Here is a 17580-nt window from a genome sequence, read left to right as displayed (position 1 = left end):
ACAATGGACGATCTACCGACGAGAACGTTAGAGAGCATTGACTACGCCTTTCCCGGCAGGTAGAGTGAGAATAGATTTCAATGAGAATCGTTATCATTCATTGGGTTTTAGTCACAGAACTCATCCGGATGCTGGAAACAGAGATCCGTGTAGATAAAGTCAGGCAAGCGAGAATCTGACAGAAGCCGAAGAGAAAGGAGCAATTGCGATGGTTTTCAAAGTTAAAGGCGGTCCAGTACAGCATGAAACAAACGTCTTGCACGAGGATCTGATCTTTCGTCTGAACGGAATTGAACGTATTGATTACCGCTCACAGTTGGGTGTACCGCAGCGGCATACTTCTTCTTATGTGTGGATTGCAGGTGTGGAGGGAGAAGGTACGGTAGTGAGTGAATCGGGACGAGCACCGCTTCGTGCGGGTTCCCTTCGGTTGTTTGCGCCTGAGCGGACGTTTGGCATCGAAGGCGGTTCGCAGGTCGGATTTGGCGCTTTTTTGATTTCGTTTGACGTATTTCGGGAGGAAGAGTCGCATCCGGGAACATTACAAGCCTTGTCGGCAGAAGCCTGGCCCAGAGTCGACACGGGCGAGGTTATGCTGCCGGGTGGTCGGTTACAGGCAGCAGCCGAATCGATCTGGCGTCGTTGGACAAGCAAGGGTGCCGCGCAACGGATGAAGGCAAGGGCTGAGTTTTTGGAACTTGTGAGCGATTGGGCGTCCGCAGCGGCTTCCCCGGAGTATGATTCCCAAGTACTGATGCAGCAGACCAAGACGTTTATCGACGAACATTATCGCGAACCGCTGAAATTGGAACAGTTGGCAGGCATGGCTGGCTTAAGCCGCAATTATTATGTGGATCAGTTTAAGAAACGCTACGGTAAAAGCGTGGTTGAATATATGACGGATCTGCGGATTCGCCGCGCCAAGCGGTTAATGGCAAATTCCGAACTCAAATTGCGGGAGGTTGCCCAACAAGTAGGCTATAATGATGAATTTTATTTCAGTCGCCGCTTCAAGCAGGAGACTGGAGTAACGCCGAGCGCGTATATCAAGAGCCGATCACGCCGAATCGTCGCGTATTGCACGACATCGACGGGTTATTTACTGGCTCTAGGTGTAATGCCTTATGCGGCTCCGCTTCATCCGAAATGGACCAGTTATTATCATAGCCGTTATGCCGCGGATATTCCGGTACATCTAGACGGGTATAAATTGGGCGCGGATTGGCAAGGAAATCTGAAGCGATTGGAAGAAAGCCGTCCGGAATATATGGTATGCAGCAGTTTGATTTCTAAGGAAGAAAAAGAGCGATTGGAACAGATTGCTCCGGTCATCTACATTAGACCCGAAGAGGATTGGCGGACGACGCTAAAGCAGACGGCAGCTGCGCTAGGCGAGACGGAAGCGGCTGAACGCTGGTTGGCCTCGTATCGGGAAGCGGCGATAACGATCGGCGGTTCGATTGGTCAACGTAGACGGGGCGAACGTACGCTGTTGCTCCGTTTCTGGCGTGGAGATTTTTACTCGGCAGGAGCTTCTTCGGCGGCAGGCGTATTGCGCGAAGATCTGGGCATTAATCTGCCTCCGCTGCCTTCGCGCTATGAAGAAGGCCATGCGATGAATCTGGAGATGTTGAGTTCGTTTCGAGCGGATCGAATCTTGCTGATGGTTTGCCAAGAGGGGGAGACGCTTCCCGGCTGGGATGTTGTGCGCCAGTCACCGGAATGGGCGGAACTACACGCGGTGCGTACGGGAAGAGTTCACATCTTACCTTCCGATCCTTGGAGAGAGTGTTCGCCAAGTGCCCATAAGCGGGTACTGCGCGAGGCGGCGCGGCTTTTTTGAGAGAGGTAAATGATACAAGCGTGCCTATCCGTTTGTCGAGAAAGTCACTTCGGCGGGGAAGACAGAAGGCTGCGAGAGAAATTCGTTAGCGGATGCTTACGAAGTGGCTTTCTCCGAAAGCCTGTAGGTCGCGTGTTGAAATCGGGAAAAGGGATTAAATTTTTAGCTGAATTTTCCCGATTTCAAAGGCGAGCTATAGCATACGCTTCCGAAGTGCATTTCTTCGAAATGCTTCAGCTCCTTCACTGAATTTCTCTCTCCGCCTTCTGTCTTCCAGCTACGTTAGACTTTCTGGACACGTTGCTGATACAAGTTTGTCTCATTCTAATGTAAAGTTATGTTTATATGGACGATTTTCCGCGCTGACGGAGGATCGTCCATTGTTTTTCGTAGAATTGTGCATGGTTTTGAAAAGGGTAGGGCTTTATGATTTGGTAATGAGAATCATTATCATAAAAAGAAGATTCGAAAGGGGAGCAATCATCATGCAACAACGATTCAAAACATTATCCATTCTGTTTGTCCTGGTCCTGACGGTAGGACTACTGGCCGCTTGCGGTAACAACGAGGCGCAAACTTCGGCCGAACCGGCGGTGCAGGCCGAAACGACGGACAACAGTACGCAAGCCGCAACAACCGACGAAGCTACAGAGGAAACGACTTCCGAAGCGGCAACGGGTGACCGTACGATTACATACCTCGGTAAAGAGTACACGGTTCCTGCTACAGCAGAACGCATCGTGATCACTGGCGCTATGGAAGCGATGGAAGACGCCGTAACCTTGGATATTCATCCGGTCGGCGCGATCACTTACGCAGGCGAATTCCCGGAGCAGTTCGCATCGATCACGGACAACGCGCAGTCGATCGGCGAGAAGACAGAGCCGAACTTCGAGACCATCTTGTCGCTGAAGCCGGATGTGATTCTGGGTTCTACGAAGTTCCCGGAAGAAACGCTGGCTCAACTGGAAAAAATCGCGCCGACCATCCTGGTTTCGCATATTTCGGACGACTGGCAGGATAACCTGAAACTTATGGGCGAACTGACAGGCAAAGAAACGGAAGCTCAAGCGGCCATCGATCAATATGCGGCTGACGTCGAGACGGCCAAAGCAGAGATCGGAACCAAGATCAAAGGCAAAAGAGTGCTGGCTGTGCGTGTTCGTCAAGGCTCGCTGTTCGTCTATCCGGCCGGTATTTTCGTAAACGCGATTCTGTACGGCGATCTGGGTATCGAAGTACCGGACATCATCGCATCGGCCGAAGCGCAACAAGAGATTTCGGTCGAGCAATTGGCGGAGATCAACCCGGATTACCTGTTCCTTCAGTTCTCCGAAAATGAAAACAGCAAAGCGCCTGCCGCGCTTGAAGATCTGCAAAACAACCCGATCATTCAACAGTTGAAAGCTCATAAGGACGGAAAAATGTTCGTGAACCTGATGAACCCGTTGTCCGAAGGCGGACCTGCCTGGAGCCGAGATCAGTTCCTGAAAGCAGCATCCGAGAAACTGTCCGAGTAAATGGGAGGCAGAAGAAGAATCCATCCGCTTGTGCTGACGACGGTCGCGCCTGCGCTGATCGTCATCACCTTGGCGGTGTCGGTTCTATACGGTGCCAAAAATATAGACGCCTCCACCGTCCTGGAGGCGGTCTTTCATTTTAACCCGGATCAGATCGATCATCAGATTATCACCCAGTCGCGCATTCCCCGTGCCGTCGGCGCGTTGCTGATTGGTGCTTTTCTTGCGATGTCGGGTGCGATTATGCAAGGGATGACCCGCAATTATCTGGCTTCGCCTTCGATTATGGGCGTCTCCGACGGCTCGGTCATGGCCGTGACGTTATGTATGATCTTGCTGCCTGGAACCTCGAATTTCGGGACGATTCTATTCTCTCTGGCAGGTTCGGCGATCGGAGCGGGTATCGTATTCGGTCTGGCCTGGCTGCTGCCGAACGGGACTTCCCCGGTGCGCATGGCGATTCTGGGTACGATTATCGGCACGTTTTTGAGCGGTATTGCCGAAGCGGCCGCGATGTATTTTCAAGTCTCCCAGTCGATTAGTTTCTGGTACAACGCACGCCTGGATCAGATGGATCCGGTATTGATCCAACTCGCGATTCCTTTCGCCGTGGCGGGGATCGCGCTTGCGCTCGGTTTGTCGCGTTCGATTACGGTATTGTCGATGGGCGACGATATTGCGGCCGGACTGGGGCAGCGCACCGCGTTGGTAAAAGGTCTTTCGATGCTGGCCGTGGTCATTTTGACAGGAATCTCGGTTGCTTTGGCGGGGAAAATCGCGTTCGTCGGACTTTTGGTTCCGCATATCGTCCGCTTTTTCGTCGGAACCGATTATCGGTGGATCATTCCTTGCAGCGCGTTTGTCGGCGGCTTGTTCCTCGTCTGGTGCGATATTGCCAGCCGCTTTATCAATGCGCCGTATGAGACTCCGATCGGCGTCGTAACCTCCTTGATCGGCGTACCCTTCTTTCTGTATCTGATCAAGCGGAAGGGAGGGCGTGCCAATGCGCTTTAACACGCCGCGCCGCCTTACGCTGGTGGTGACCGCTACGCTTGCCCTGATTCTGGTGACGGTGTATGTGAGCGTAACGAACGGTACTTTTGATATGTCCGTGGGAGACGTGCTGCGTACGCTGCTGCGGATCAACCCGCTGCCGGAGCATGACTTGGTCGTATTCGACTTTCGGCTGCCGCGCATCTTGATTGCTTTACTGGTGGGATTCGGTCTCGGGATTGCCGGTTCTGTCGTGCAGGGCATCACGCGCAACGGTCTGGCTGACCCGGGTATGTTGGGGATCAACGCGGGAGCGGGCATGGCGATTGTGTTGTTCATGCTGCTTCTGCGCGACCGTCTGAATTTTAAAGACGGCTGGCTGTCATTTATGGCGATGCCGATGTTTGGTCTATTAGGCGGCTTGGCAGCGGCGTTGCTGATCTTTATCTTCGCGCAAAGTCGCGGTCGGCTTGATCCGCAGCAGTTGATTTTGGTGGGGATTGCGGTCAGTTCGGGATTCGGAGCCGTTACTTTATATTTGTCTTTGAAAATGAGCCCGAGCGACTTCGAGGCCGCAGCCGTCTGGTTGGCAGGCAGTCTGCATCGTTCGAATTGGCGGTACATCACGGCGATGCTGCCCTGGTTTGCGTTGTTGACGCCGTATATTTGGTACAAGTCGCGAACGCTCGATGTCATGCAGCTTCGGGACGATAACTCCTTGGGGCTTGGCGTTAAGCTTACACGGGAGCGGCAATGGCTGGTATTGGCAGCCGTAGGGCTTGTTGCGGCCTGCGTATCCGTCTCGGGCAGCATCGGTTTCGTCGGCCTGATTGCCCCGCATATTGCCCGTAGACTGGTCGGCATTCATTATCGCTACATGATGCCTATATCAGGTCTCGTCGGTATGACTATGGTTGCGCTTGGTGACTTGATCGGACGCACGATTTTTGCTCCGGCGGAGCTTGCGGTCGGCGTGGTCATTTCGATCATCGGCGTGCCGTATTTCGTTTATTTGTTGTTCAAGTCAAGAGCTTAAACCCATACTTCCTATTTTCGAAAGATTTGATTCCCGGATCGGCTTGCCTGTACACTGGAAACAGATGTGTACGGGTAAGCCTTTTTGCAAATCGAGTTTAAAAAATTAGGAGACGAATAAGGAGATGGTAGGTATGAAAAAAGCAGTCGAAGGGGAACTCGCTTATGCGTATCCGGGCATGGTCGCTGTGGTGACGTCCCGATTAGGCGACCAGCGCAACGTGATGGCATCCGGTTGGCATTCCTACATCGGTTCAGGTCCGGCTTTCTACGGGATTTCCCTACGCGAGGCTACGCATAGTTATGGCTTGATTCGGGAATCCGGCGTATTTGGTGTCCACTTTTTACCGGCAGCATGCAGCGAACAGATTCAGGGCGCAGGCACGCTGAGCGGACGAGATGTCGATAAGTTGAGTGCGCTGAACCTTAAGTTCGATGACGGAGAGCAGACGGGCGTACCGATTCTTCGCGATGCTTATGTTGCTTATGAATGTCGGGTCAAAGATATTCATGAGTATGGAGACCATTATTGGATCGTGGGCGAGATTGTGCAAGCGTATCGGGACGATTCCGTATTTGGCGAAAACGGTCTGCCGGACTTGAGCAAGCTGAATCTTCCGTTATACATGGGACGTGCCACGTATCGCGTATTGGATGAACAAGCCGAACCAAGATCATACTGGCCGCTTAAATAAAGGAATCCAGATACATATAGAATAAATCTATAAATAAAAGCGGGCGTAAAGGGTTTTCCAATAAGGGTTCGGATAAAACGGGTTATAGAAATATTATGTAATTCCGTTCTCTTATTGATTTTTTCTATACCGTCTTGCGCTTGAATATCCATTGACAGTAACGCTCGCGGACACTATGATACATTAAACCGACTTAATTCATCGGAAAAATCATAATGAAAGCGGGGCAGCCGAGTGAATATCGAAAATATCGAATCTTTCGTCTATATCAATCACTACGGGAGTTTCAACAAAACCGCCGAGGCGCTGTTTTTATCGCAGCCTTCGGTGACGGCCAGAATCCAGACGCTGGAGCGAGAGCTCGGCTGCCGATTATTCGACCGGATCGGCAAACAGGTCGTTTTGACGGAAGAAGGACGCAAATTTCTGCCTTATGCCCAAGAAATGCTGAAGACGCTGCAAAAAGGGCGCCAGCATATCCGTCGTTCGGAAAAACTGCCGCAGGAGCTTCGAATCGGCAGTACGATCTCCGTATCGAATTATCTGATTCCCGAGCTGCTGCCCCGCCTGCACGAACGCTGCCCCGGCATCCACGTCAAGCTGACGACCGGCGGCACGGACGACTTGGTCAAGCGGCTGCTTGCGGGAGAGATCGAGGTGGCGTTTATCCGCAAAGTAATGCACCCGTCGCTGCGTACCGCGGCTTTTTACGAAGATCCGATCAACTTGTATGTTCGTTCGGACCATCCGTTCGCCAACGAAGAATCGGTATCGGTAGACGAACTTCAGGAACGCAAACTCGTCTTTTTCGAATGCGGAACGCTCGATTGGCTTCGTATTCACCGCGCGTTCGAAGCATTGGAATCGCCGCCGGAGATCGCGTTCCACGTCGATAATTCCGAGACGGCGAAAAAGCTGATCCTGCGCGGAGCGGGAATCGGATTCCTGCCTGCGGTTTGCGCGCGCGAAGAAGTACGGGAAGGACGTTTGACGCCTGTGCGCGTGCGCGAGTTGTCCGAATTTGCGCTTCAGACCAGTCTGGTCGCGCTTAGGCAGGACGATTCGGCTATCACCCGTCAATTGTCTTCGATCTTCGGAGATCTGGTGCGCGAAGGGGAATTGGCGGCGTCTCCATTGTCCGGTCACGGCGATGAGGATGCGCTGCGCGGAAGCAAGCTGCAATCCGGCATTTCGCGCGCATTGGCTAGGGCGTGTGCGCAAACTCCGTCAGGAGCAGATTGAGCTGAATTTTCGTTCTCGGCAAGGAATTTTTCCGAAGGCGTGCCGGGGCACGTCAAGGGAAAATGACGCCGCGTCGCTGGAATCGTACACGGTTTAAGTACGAATCCAGAAGAGGGCGAAAAGGCAGGTCAAGATGCATGGCGTTGAGTTTGCGTACCGCCCTAGATAAAAACGATTATTTCGGCGAAAAACGGCCCCTGACAAACAGGAGGCCGTTTTTGTTATGCCAAAAGCCGCGTTATTTCATTGAAAATCTGCCTATATCTATAAAACTTTCTTTGGCAGGCTCTTTTCGCTACAATATATATGAAAGCGATATCAGAGATTGGCGGATGCCGGAAGGGTGGAGAACTTTCTTGAACAATTTCGTAAATGTTGGCATGATCGGATACAAATTTATGGGCAAAGCGCATAGCAACGCATATCGAGCGGTGCCTATGTTTTTGCCGGATGTCCCTAAACCTGTGATGACTGCGATTTGCGGACGGGATGCGGAAGCGGTACGCGCGGCAGGCGAGCAATTCGGTTGGGAAAGCGTCGAGACTGATTGGCGTCAGCTTGTGAGCAGGGAAGATATCGACTTGGTCGACATCAACGCTCCGAGCGATGCGCACAAGGAAATTGCGCTCGCCGCCGCTGCCGCGGGCAAACATATCTTTTGCGAGAAGCCGCTGGCGTTAAGCCTTGCCGATGCCAAAGAAATGCTGGCCGCCGCAGAAGCCGCCGGCGTTAAGCATATGGTCGGCTTCAACTATCGTTTCGCTCCGGCTGTACGATTGGCGAAAAAGTTGATCGAAGAGGGCAGACTGGGCAAAATTTATCATTTCCGCGGTCTTTTCCTGCAAGATTGGATCATGGACCCGGATTTCCCGCTCGTCTGGCGTTTGCAAAAAGAAATCGCCGGTTCCGGTTCGCTCGGCGATCTGGGCGCGCATACCATCGACATGGCCCGCTACCTCGTCGGCGAGTTCGATGAAGTCATCGGCATGACCGAGACCTTCATCAAAGAACGCCCGATGCCGACCGAAATGACCGGACTCACCGCAAAAGGCAGTACCGAAGGCCCTCGCGGTCAAGTTACAGTTGATGATGCCGCTATGTTCATGGCACGTTTCCAAAACGGCGCATTAGGCACATTCGAAGCGACCCGCTTCGCCAACGGCCATCGCAGCACCAATTCGTTCGAAATCAACGGCAGCCTCGGCAGCGTCCGTTTCGACTTCGAGCGGATGAACGAACTGGAAGTCTTTTTCTCCGAAGACGCCGAAGACGTCCAAGGCTTCCGCCGCGTACTTGCCACCGACGCTGCGCACGACTACATGCACGCTTGGTGGCCCGCAGGCCACACCATCGGCTACGAACACACCGTAACCCATGAAGTGCATGAACTCATGAAAGCAATCGCCGAAGACCGCCAACCCGTTCCCAACTTCGCGGACGGCGTGAAATGCCAAGCCGTGCTGGAAGCCGTTGAGCGCTCTGCTGCTGAAAAACGCTGGGTCAGTCTGAACGAATTCGAAAACTAGCAAAGTCTAATCTTTGAAGGCCAATAAAGCCGAAAAAGAAAGCTCTTTTTTACAACACCCAAAAGCTTGCATCTTTTGAGAGAGTGGTCTGGGAGACGAAGTGAGCGGAGGGAGAAATTCAGTGAAAGGCGCCTTTGAACTCGGAAAACTTCTACTAAAAATTTAATCCAGTTTTCCGAGTGAGACAGCGCCTTGTTAAGCATTTCGAAGAAATGCACTTCGGAAGCCTACGCTGGCAATTTCTCCCGCAGCGCATCCCAAACGAACCACCCCCTCAAAACGAAGAAAACCTTCCCCTTATCGGGAAAGGTTTTTTTTCGCGCCGTCATCCTTCTTCACATCCGGCACATCGATTGCGATCTTCCGGTTAATCCCCTTCAACTGCTTCAAAAATTCCTCTTCCCGCACCGGAGAAATCAACATGCTGCCGCCCGCGTACGTGATCTCCAGCCGACTGCGCGAATGCGCTGGACCCGAACTCATGCTGCGCTTGCGCCGAATCTTCTCGATCTTGTCGATCGGAATATTCCAATTCAGCGGTCCCGAGCGCACGCGCAAATGCCCTTTATCGATCTCGTAGTTGGTCATATACCAGGTGGATACGACAAACATCAAAATGAGCAGCCACATCGGAATGAACAGCAGCGAACCTCCGGTCGAGAGGCCCATCCAGACCAGAATCAGCAGCGCGATGATAATGGCCCAATTCATTGTGAAGAAAAATACGTCTTTTTCGCTTTTGTATCGATTATTCATACCCGCCTCCGAATCATTGATCTCCCGTTTATTCTACAGGACGAAAGCGCCTTCGTACAATTTCGTTTCTGTTCTTTGTCTTTTACTCTTTCGCTTTACCAGAGAAAAGTGTATAATGAAAGGCCGGGATGCTTTTTTGCGTCTCCCTGGTACAGAGATAGAGCATGGATGGAAAAGGGGTAATTTTGTTGAGCAAGGGAAAGACATTGGGATTTTGGGTACTGACGGCTTTGGTCGTGGGGAATATGGTCGGATCAGGGATTTTCATGCTGCCGCGTTCGCTGGCGGAAGCGGCAAGTCCGGCAGGTACGGTATTGGCTTGGGCCGTAACGGGCTTTGGGGTATTGATGCTGGCGCTCGTATTCGGCAATTTGGCGTTGCGCAAACCCGAATTGAACGGCGGACCGCAGATTTATGCAAAGGAATTGTTCCCGAACAGCCCGGCGTTGTCGCTGCTGTCGGGATTCATGTCGAGCTGGGGTTACTGGATCGGCAATATTGCGGGCTTCGTGGCCGTCATCACGACATTCGCCAGCTACTTATCGACGTTCTTCCCGATCATGAACAGCGCGAGCGTGCTGCTTAACATCGGGAGCTTCGAATTGACGATCGGGCATGGCTTGAACTTCGTCGTATGCTCGCTGCTGCTGTGGGGAACTCACTTTTTGGCATTGCGGGGAATCGAAGGAGCCGGACGGTTGAACCTGATTGCGACGGCAACGAAAGTCATCGGTTTTGCTTTGTTCATTATCATTGCTTTGTTTGCTTTTCAATCTTCGACGATGGGACAGTTCGCGGCGGCGCATATCGATGCGGAGGGCCGTTCGGCATCGCTGTTGTCGCAGATCAATGCGGCGGCGGTCGTGACGTTGTGGGCGTTTATCGGCGTAGAGTCGGCAACCGTGTTCGCGGCACGCGCCAAGCGGAAAAAGGATGTCAGCCGGGCGACGTTTGCCGGACTGCTGATCGCGATCGTGCTATACGTCGGCATCAGTATTCTGACCATGGGACTTTTGCCGAAAGAACAATTGATGCAGTCGCAAAATCCGCTGGTCGACGCGATGACGGCTGTACTCGGACCTTACGGCGGTTATCTGCTGGCGGCGCTGGGTCTGATCAGTTTGATCGGATCGACGATTGGTTGGGTGCTGCTGAGCGCCGAAGTTCCGTACGAAGCGGCCAAGCAGCGCGTTTTTCTTCAGCCTTTTAAACGGGAAAACGACAAAGGCATGCCGAAGCTGTCGCTATGGATCTCGAACGCGCTCGGCCAACTGCTGATTTTCTCGACGATCTCCGGTTCGATTTCTCAGGCGTTCGACTTCATCATCGTGGTCGCGACGCTTGCGTATCTGGTCCCGTATCTGATCGCTTCCGTTTACCAGCTTAAACTGACTTTGACGGGCGAAGGTTATGCAAAAGCGCGCGAGCGCCGCACGGACGGCATCGTTGCGGTTTTGGCTACCATTTATTCCGTGTGGGTCGTTTATGCGGGGATGGGCGATTGGAAAACGTTCGGGTTCGGCGTGCTGCTGCTGGCTAGCGGGATCGTGTTCTATCCGCTGCTGCGCAAGCAGCTACGAGAATCGGATAAGACGGAGAGCGCGGGAACGAAAGCTTCTTAAGAAAGTCAAAATCGAAATCATGCAAAGAAACTTCGGCAGGTCAGCCTGAAGTTTCTTTTTTTATAGGAAAAGAAGAGTTTTCGCTCATTTGTCGAAATTAGGACTGTGCTGTTAAACTGGGAATCATACATTGTTCATATCCCATACAAAGAAACGGTGGAGAATAATCATGACCATTATCGGAATCGATCTGGGTACGACCAATAGCGCCGTCTCGGTCTGGAAAAACGGCCGCGCCGAGCTGATTCCCAACGTTTTGGGCGAACGCTTGATCCCGTCTGTCGTCGGCGTGGACGACAACGGCGATATTCTGGTAGGACGGATCGCGCAGGAAAGACTGCTAACGCATCCGTTGATGACGGCAGCTGCGTTCAAGCGTCATATGGGTACGGCCAAAGAAGTCCGGCTGGGCGATCGGCGCTTCCGGGCGGAAGAACTGTCGGCGCTGGTGCTTCGGGCGCTGAAAGCCGATGCCGAGAACTATCTGGGCGAGCCCGTGACGGAAGCCGTGATCAGCGTACCTGCTTATTTCAACGATACGCAGCGCAAAGCAACCCGAATGGCGGGAGAACTGGCGGGATTGAAAGTCGAACGCCTGCTCAACGAGCCGACGGCGGCGGCTATCGCTTACGGGCTGCATCAGCAGAAGCCGGAAACGCAGTTTCTCGTGTTCGACCTTGGAGGAGGCACGTTCGATGTGTCGATTCTGGAGCTGTTCGACGGCGTGATGGAGGTCAAAGCGGTAGCGGGAGACAATTATCTCGGCGGCGAAGATTTCACGAACGTGATCGTCGATCATTTCCTCGCTTCGTTCGGCACGGAGGCTTCTTCGTTGGAGCGCAAAACGCTGGCCTTTTTACGGGATCAGGCGGAGTCGGGCAAAAAGGGCTTGTCGAGACAGCAGCCGATCTTGATGCGCGCGGGCATCGGCGGCGAGACGAAGGAGCTGCGTATCGACCGCGAAAAGTTCGAGAAGCTTACGCAACCGCTCGTGGAGCGGCTGCGCAAACCGATCGAACGCGCGCTGCTCGATGCTTCCATTGATGCGAATGCGATTGACGAAATCGTCATGGTCGGCGGTGCTTCGCGTATGCCGGTCGTGTATTCGATGCTCAGCCGCATGTTCGGACGTCTGCCTGCCGCCAGTATCGATCCCGATGAGACGATTGCGGTAGGCGCGGGGATTCAAGCAGGCATGAAGGAACGCAGCGAAGAACTTCAGGACGTGGTCATGACCGACGTGTGTCCGTATACGCTTGGCACGGAAGTCGCGATGGCTTACGAAACGGGCGAATACGAAAGCGGCCATTTTAGCCCGATCATCGACCGCAATACGTTTGTTCCGGTGAGCCGGGTGAAACGATTTTCGACCGTAAACGAGGAACAGCGGCGGATCATCGTCAAAATTTATCAGGGAGAAAGTCGTCTGGCCGCCAATAACCTGCTGCTCGGCGAGCTGGAAGTGGAGTTTCCGCCGGGAACCACCGGGATTCGGGATATCGATATCCGTTATACCTACGATATCAACGGCATTTTGGAAGTCGAGGTCAAAACGATCGGATTGGAAGACGTGCATCGCATCGTGATTGAGGAGAATCCGGGGGTTATGAGCCGCGAAGAGATCGAACGACGGTTGGCGCAGTTGGCAACGTTGAAGATGCACCCGAGAGACCGTGAGAAAAATCGCTTGCTGCTGGCGCGGGGAGATCGGTTATATGAAGAACGTCTGGGCGACGAGCGCGAGTGGATCGGACTGGCGATGCAGCGCTTCGAAGCGGCTTTGAACCGTCAGGACGCCAAAGAAATCAGCGAGGAAGCCGACCGGCTGGAGCAGTTTTTGAATCAATTTGAAAGGAATCGTCGTTGAGATGGGAATCTGGCAGATCCTCGGCATAGCGCCGACCTCAGACAGCCGGGCGATCAAACGCGCTTATGCGGCTCTTTTAAAAAAGACGCACCCCGAAGATGATCCGGAAGGGTTCCAACGTCTGCGCGAAGCGTACGGCGAAGCATTGGAGCAGGCGAAAACATTGGAATCGCAGGCGCGCGCGGATGCACATTCCGTCGGCGGTTCGGCGAATGATGCGGCAGCATCGAACGGGGAGCATGACGCAGAGCGTCTGCCTGCTTGGGGAGAAGCGAATCGTTTGGCGCAGCGGCGCAGGGTAACAAGAACTAACGACGAACAGGGCAGTCCCGCGCATCCGGGTCCGACCGATATGCCCGCATCCGTTTCTGAGCAACCTGTTGACGTTCTTGATCCTGACGGCTTGATTCGATTGTTCGAAGAGTTATATAACGACTACGCCCAGCGAATCCAAGTTGAAAAATGGAACGAGCTGCTTGAGTACGAACAATTGCAGAATTTCTCGTTCAAGCAAGAAGTGCAACCGAAGGTTCTGGCCTTTTTATCGGAGCATCCTCATCTTCCGTTACCCGTCTGGCAAAAGCTCGACCAAATCTTTTATTGGACAGACGACGAGGTTGGGCTTGCCAAGCTGGTTCCGCCCGATTTTGCTGCGTTCGTACTGAATTCGATTCGCCAGCCCGCAGCGTTAAGATTCGAGTATTTGCCTTTTGGAAAAGATTTTTTGCATGATGAGTTTCTGTCTTTACGAGCACGCGGAGCGGCTTTGCTGGGGAACGGTCGTCTTCGCGAGGCTATGGAACAGTTTGATACGGCGTATATTTTGTTTCATCGAGATCCGGATTTGTTACGGCTTCGAGCGACTACGCTGCATCTGCTCGGCGAGGATTTGCGTGCCGAAGAAGATTGGAAGGCGCTGGTTGCTGCTTTTCCGAATGAACGGGATGCGTTACTGCGCTTGGCCGATCGGTTTCTGGAAACGGAGCGTGCAGCGGAGGCTTTGGATTTGATTCAGCGTGCGCTCGACCTTTTGCCCAATGATCCGCAGGCTTTGCTTGGCTTGGCACGCTGCCTTCGCGAATTGGAACGCTTCGGCGAGGCCCGGCAAGTATGCGATTTAGCGTTACTGTTAGAACCATCGGATATTGAACTGCGTATTCGGTTGCTTGATTTGCAGGCGATGCAGGTCGGGCAACTGCTTGAAGTGTTGAAAAGATATCCGGGGGATCGGGATTCACGCTTTGCGGCAGGGGAGTTGTTGTTTGAGTTGGAGCGTTATGCGGATTGCGAACGATTGCTGACAGAAGCTCCGATGTACGGATCGACAAGTGAAATGAAGACGCTGCTCGGTCGGGTGTGGATCATACTGGGCCGCGAAGAGGAAGGCGCCCGCTGCCTGGATCAGGCGGTCGACTTGAGCTCTTCTTCGTCGCAAAATGCGTACTATGCCTGGTTGCACCGCGGATTGTACCGGACCGGGTGCGAACAATGGTCGGCTGCGGAAAAAGACCTCAAAACCGCGCAAACCCTTTTTTCAGGCGAGAACGTTATCATCTGGGCTGCATTGGCGGATTGCGCAATCGGCCAGCATCATCACAAGGAAGCATTGGAATTGATCAGTCGCACGTTGAGCTTGAAACCGGAAGGCGTTCATTACGGCAAACGGGCGATCATTCGCTATCGGCTGGGGCAGTACGAGGACGCGCTGGCAGATTTTGAGCGTGCTTCGACTAACCGTTCGATCCATCCTGATTGGCTATGGATGAAAGGGCTATGCGAACTCCAAACGAGACGTTATGACGAAGCGCTGAAAAGTCTGGAACACGCTCGGAACTTCGGAGATTCACCGATTGTTCGCGTCGCCTTATGCGAGCTGTATTTGCGTAAAAGCCGATATGCCGAGGCATTGGCCGAGGCGGAAAAGGCGACAGAGGTCGACGGTAAACTGTTGCTGCTTCAAGGCTGGGCTTACCGCAAGCTGGGACGGAGCCATGAAGCGCGGGGTACGTTTATGCGCGCAGCCGAAGTTACGCCCGATGATCCCGAAATTCTTCGTTTTGCATTGGATGAATTGGCAGCTAGCGGCGAGGCGTCGGCACTAGATTATGCAGATCGAATCTTGGCGCTGGAGCCGGAGGATACCGAGACGCAAATGCGGCGAATCAGCGTTTTATTTGAACATGGACGTGCAGCGGAAGCGGAGTCGGCGATTAGTGAATTGCTGAATCGACCGTCGATCGAGCCGTTTTATCCGCCGCTTCATTATTATATCGGTGCAATGCTGGTGGAAAAAGACGAGTACGAGTCGGCTATGCCGCATCTTCGCCGCGCTTACGATGCAGGGTTACGCGGCGACGTGACCAGCCTGCTGTCGATTGCTTTGTTCGAGATCGGTCTGACGGAGGAGGCGCTACAGTTGGCACGTGCAGCTTATGAAGAAAACCCGTCGCATCCCGATTACAAATCCAGATTGGAAAAAATGGAAGGACGAAGCTCGATTCCGTCTTCGCTCCGCCAGTTAATGCGCAGCCCGTCGCGCCGGGAGAGCTGGCCGTTCAGTATGAAGCTTCGTCCGATTCGAATAGAGCCGCGCGATGTTCGGCCTTATGAAATGGAGGGTTGGAATAGGTAATGGATGCTTACGGATATCAACGTGCTTTGGATTGGGCAACGGCGCTCGGAGCGCCTTTGTTGACGCAAAACGGAGTGCAACCTCCGTACACCCCCGCCGCATGTCGCAATGCCAATTTCAATTCATCCGGCATTTTGGAAGACCTATGGGGGATTACAGATGCGGAAGGTATGAGGCACTTGGCGGAACGCATGTGGGCAGGGATGCACAATCCCGGTTTTCAGGATATGCGTGTGAAACTCAGCGGAATGACGTTGGCACAACGTAAGGCTTATGTGGAAAGCAGGCGGGAAATGGAGCGATATGCCGAACTATACACGGTGCATCTCTATATGGATCGGCTGCCGCCTGCGGGGATCGCCGCTTGGGATTTGGGGCGCTTGGCCTTTTACCTTCGCTGCGCGCGTCTGGAAGGGTATATCGGCGAGGAAGAAGAAGAAATCTGTCTGCTGCATACGGCGGTTCGGGCTCGTTATTCGTATCGGAGTTGGCCCGATTACGCGGTTGCCTATATGGCGGGGAGGCAGTTCTGGGCAGGCGATCTCTCGGAGGAGTTGTCGGAGATCAATGTGGGAATTTTGCGCGGACCTCTTGCGGACGAATCGACGCCTTGGCGCGAACTGGAGTGGGAGATCGAGCTGCCGGAGCCGCCAAGCTTGCCGTGGGAGAGTATGACGGGCAATTAATATAGAAGGCCAAGATCGGAGGGAGTACCATGAACAAAAATCCCGCGTATACGGTCGAACCTTACGCCTCTTCCGTTGAGCGGAGAGATCGCACGGCCGAGCTTATTCTACATATCCAGCGCAACGAATACGGCGTTCCGATCACATTGGAAGACGAGCCCGACCTGCTTCAGATCGAGACCTTTTATCAGACGGGAAAAGGGAACTTTTGGACCGCACTCCATGAAGGCGAAATCATTGGCACAATTGCGTTGTTGGACATCGGGCAGGATCGGGCAGCGTTACGTAAAATGTTCGTGAAAAAGAATTCCAAGGCGGACAATATGCCGTCTCGAAGCGTTTATTGGATGAGGCTTTCACCTGGGCAGAGCAGCGGGGGCTGGAGGAGATATGGCTCGGAACGACGCTCGCTTTCCAAGCTGCCCACCGTTTCTACGAAAAGAACGGATTTGTCGAAGTGACCGTAGACATGCTGCCGCCCGGGTTCCCGGTGATGGAGGTCGATAAGAAATTCTATAGACGGATCGTATGACGACAGAATGCGGGAGGAAAAGATGATGATGGAAGCCGCAGATTTTGAACGAAAAGACGGTTATTACAACGAGAGGCTTCAGCCGGTTGATGAAAAAATTTGCGAGTTGCTCAAACAGCGCAAAGAGTTGGCGGAAGGGAATCCGGGACATCCGCTCAAAGTCGTGGTAAAAGAGTGGGCAGAGAAATACGGGTTTTATGAAGAATACCTGCATACCGTATTTTCTACCTTAAATCTTGAGGATATGTACAAGCCCCGAGTGAAGCCGAACGAATTTAGGTGTCAGATTCCTGTGATGAGATCGGCTGAACAACTCGGAGTTTTCTACTCGGTGGTCACCGTACGCCAATACAGTAATGCAAGTGTTGCTGTATTAAGCGCAGACTGGGAAGAATCATTTAATCTTCATTATTCCGAGCGTATTCATTGTGAATTTGTACTTGAAATCCAGGGCGATCAACCTTACGACTGCCGTATGGAAAATGGATCCGGAACGACGGGCAAAATGTCTCAGAACTTTATCATCAGTCCGCCACTGCCTGATGATTTATCGAACATCGAATTCCGTGTGCGGGCCTACAACGATTATGGAAAAGAAGATCCTGTCGGTCCGGAAATTGTTCTGGTTTAA

Annotated in this window: 13 protein-coding genes and 1 pseudogene; 13 read left to right on the top strand and 1 reads right to left on the bottom strand. The window is 53.0% G+C overall.

What is annotated here, in order from left to right; all coding sequences use genetic code 11:
• Nucleotides 1–208 precede the first annotated feature (208 nt).
• From SACSAC_RS18300 to SACSAC_RS18270, 7 genes are all read left to right on the top strand, one after another.
• A complete protein-coding gene (locus tag SACSAC_RS18300; protein WP_051507237.1) occupies nt 209–1843 on the top strand; it encodes an AraC family transcriptional regulator in 1635 nt (544 codons plus the stop codon).
• A gap of 485 nt (nt 1844–2328) precedes the next feature.
• The gene (locus SACSAC_RS18295) at nt 2329–3363 is read left to right on the top strand and encodes an ABC transporter substrate-binding protein (RefSeq protein ID WP_037289070.1); all 1035 of its coding nucleotides are present in this window, start codon (nt 2329–2331) and stop codon (nt 3361–3363) included.
• Complete coding sequence (locus tag SACSAC_RS18290) at nt 3364–4377, top strand: FecCD family ABC transporter permease (RefSeq protein ID WP_037289068.1); 1014 nt, start codon at nt 3364–3366, stop codon at nt 4375–4377.
• On the top strand, nt 4367–5392 hold the full coding sequence (locus SACSAC_RS18285; RefSeq protein WP_037289066.1) for a FecCD family ABC transporter permease: 1026 nt from the start codon (nt 4367–4369) through the stop codon (nt 5390–5392). Before SACSAC_RS18290 ends, SACSAC_RS18285 begins: the two co-directional genes overlap by 11 nt.
• Nucleotides 5393–5525: 133 nt before the next feature.
• Nucleotides 5526–6086 carry a flavin reductase family protein gene (locus SACSAC_RS18280; protein ID WP_037289064.1) on the top strand — a complete coding sequence of 187 codons (561 nt, stop codon included), beginning with the start codon at nt 5526–5528 and terminating at the stop codon, nt 6084–6086.
• A 234-nt stretch (nt 6087–6320) separates the two neighbouring features.
• Complete coding sequence (locus SACSAC_RS18275; protein ID WP_084778189.1) at nt 6321–7328, top strand: LysR family transcriptional regulator; 1008 nt, start codon at nt 6321–6323, stop codon at nt 7326–7328.
• A 380-nt stretch (nt 7329–7708) separates the two neighbouring features.
• Nucleotides 7709–8854 carry a Gfo/Idh/MocA family protein gene (locus SACSAC_RS18270; RefSeq protein ID WP_037293183.1) on the top strand — a complete coding sequence of 382 codons (1146 nt, stop codon included), beginning with the start codon at nt 7709–7711 and terminating at the stop codon, nt 8852–8854.
• Nucleotides 8855–9151: 297 nt separating this feature from the next.
• Here the strand turns inward: SACSAC_RS18270 and SACSAC_RS27280 are convergent, their stop codons facing one another.
• Entirely contained in the window at nt 9152–9610 is a 459-nt protein-coding gene (locus SACSAC_RS27280) for a PH domain-containing protein (protein ID WP_051507236.1), read from the bottom strand.
• A gap of 164 nt (nt 9611–9774) precedes the next feature.
• Between SACSAC_RS27280 and SACSAC_RS18260 the strand changes: the two genes are divergently transcribed.
• From SACSAC_RS18260 to SACSAC_RS18235, 6 genes and pseudogenes are all read left to right on the top strand, one after another.
• On the top strand, nt 9775–11232 hold the full coding sequence (locus tag SACSAC_RS18260) for an amino acid permease (RefSeq protein ID WP_051507235.1): 1458 nt from the start codon (nt 9775–9777) through the stop codon (nt 11230–11232).
• Nucleotides 11233–11401: 169 nt separating this feature from the next.
• Nucleotides 11402–13099, top strand: a complete 1698-nt coding sequence (locus SACSAC_RS18255; protein ID WP_037289059.1) for a molecular chaperone HscC — start codon at nt 11402–11404, stop codon at nt 13097–13099.
• 1 nt (nt 13100) lies between these two features.
• Nucleotides 13101–15731 (top strand): tetratricopeptide repeat protein, encoded by a 2631-nt coding sequence (locus tag SACSAC_RS18250; RefSeq protein ID WP_037289056.1) that lies wholly within the window; start codon nt 13101–13103, stop codon nt 15729–15731.
• Complete coding sequence (locus SACSAC_RS18245; RefSeq protein WP_037289054.1) at nt 15731–16417, top strand: DUF1266 domain-containing protein; 687 nt, start codon at nt 15731–15733, stop codon at nt 16415–16417. The genes SACSAC_RS18250 and SACSAC_RS18245 overlap by 1 nt, the downstream gene beginning before the upstream one ends.
• A gap of 29 nt (nt 16418–16446) precedes the next feature.
• Nucleotides 16447–16949 (top strand): annotated as a pseudogene (locus SACSAC_RS18240) (GNAT family N-acetyltransferase).
• Between the two features lie 22 nt (nt 16950–16971).
• Nucleotides 16972–17580, top strand: coding sequence for a hypothetical protein (locus SACSAC_RS18235; RefSeq protein ID WP_156951036.1), 609 nt, complete (start codon nt 16972–16974; stop codon nt 17578–17580).

It is taken from the genome of Saccharibacillus sacchari DSM 19268 (assembly GCF_000585395.1).
GTDB lineage: Bacteria > Bacillota > Bacilli > Paenibacillales > Paenibacillaceae > Saccharibacillus > Saccharibacillus sacchari.
The sequence above is the reverse complement of the archived record's forward strand: the minus strand, read 5'-3'. Positions and strand labels throughout refer to the sequence as shown.

Coding starts and splice junctions, on each gene's coding strand:
- SACSAC_RS18255 (WP_037289059.1), top strand. CDS start 11,402: ATGACCATTATCGGAATCGATCTGGGTACGACCAATAGCGCCGTCTCG.
- SACSAC_RS18235 (WP_156951036.1), top strand. CDS start 16,972: ATGATGATGGAAGCCGCAGATTTTGAACGAAAAGACGGTTATTACAAC.
- SACSAC_RS18280 (WP_037289064.1), top strand. CDS start 5,526: ATGAAAAAAGCAGTCGAAGGGGAACTCGCTTATGCGTATCCGGGCATG.
- SACSAC_RS18245 (WP_037289054.1), top strand. CDS start 15,731: ATGGATGCTTACGGATATCAACGTGCTTTGGATTGGGCAACGGCGCTC.
- SACSAC_RS27280 (WP_051507236.1), bottom strand. CDS start 9,610: ATGAATAATCGATACAAAAGCGAAAAAGACGTATTTTTCTTCACAATG.
- SACSAC_RS18250 (WP_037289056.1), top strand. CDS start 13,101: ATGGGAATCTGGCAGATCCTCGGCATAGCGCCGACCTCAGACAGCCGG.
- SACSAC_RS18290 (WP_037289068.1), top strand. CDS start 3,364: ATGGGAGGCAGAAGAAGAATCCATCCGCTTGTGCTGACGACGGTCGCG.
- SACSAC_RS18295 (WP_037289070.1), top strand. CDS start 2,329: ATGCAACAACGATTCAAAACATTATCCATTCTGTTTGTCCTGGTCCTG.
- SACSAC_RS18285 (WP_037289066.1), top strand. CDS start 4,367: ATGCGCTTTAACACGCCGCGCCGCCTTACGCTGGTGGTGACCGCTACG.
- SACSAC_RS18260 (WP_051507235.1), top strand. CDS start 9,775: ATGGATGGAAAAGGGGTAATTTTGTTGAGCAAGGGAAAGACATTGGGA.
- SACSAC_RS18270 (WP_037293183.1), top strand. CDS start 7,709: ATGATCGGATACAAATTTATGGGCAAAGCGCATAGCAACGCATATCGA.
- SACSAC_RS18300 (WP_051507237.1), top strand. CDS start 209: ATGGTTTTCAAAGTTAAAGGCGGTCCAGTACAGCATGAAACAAACGTC.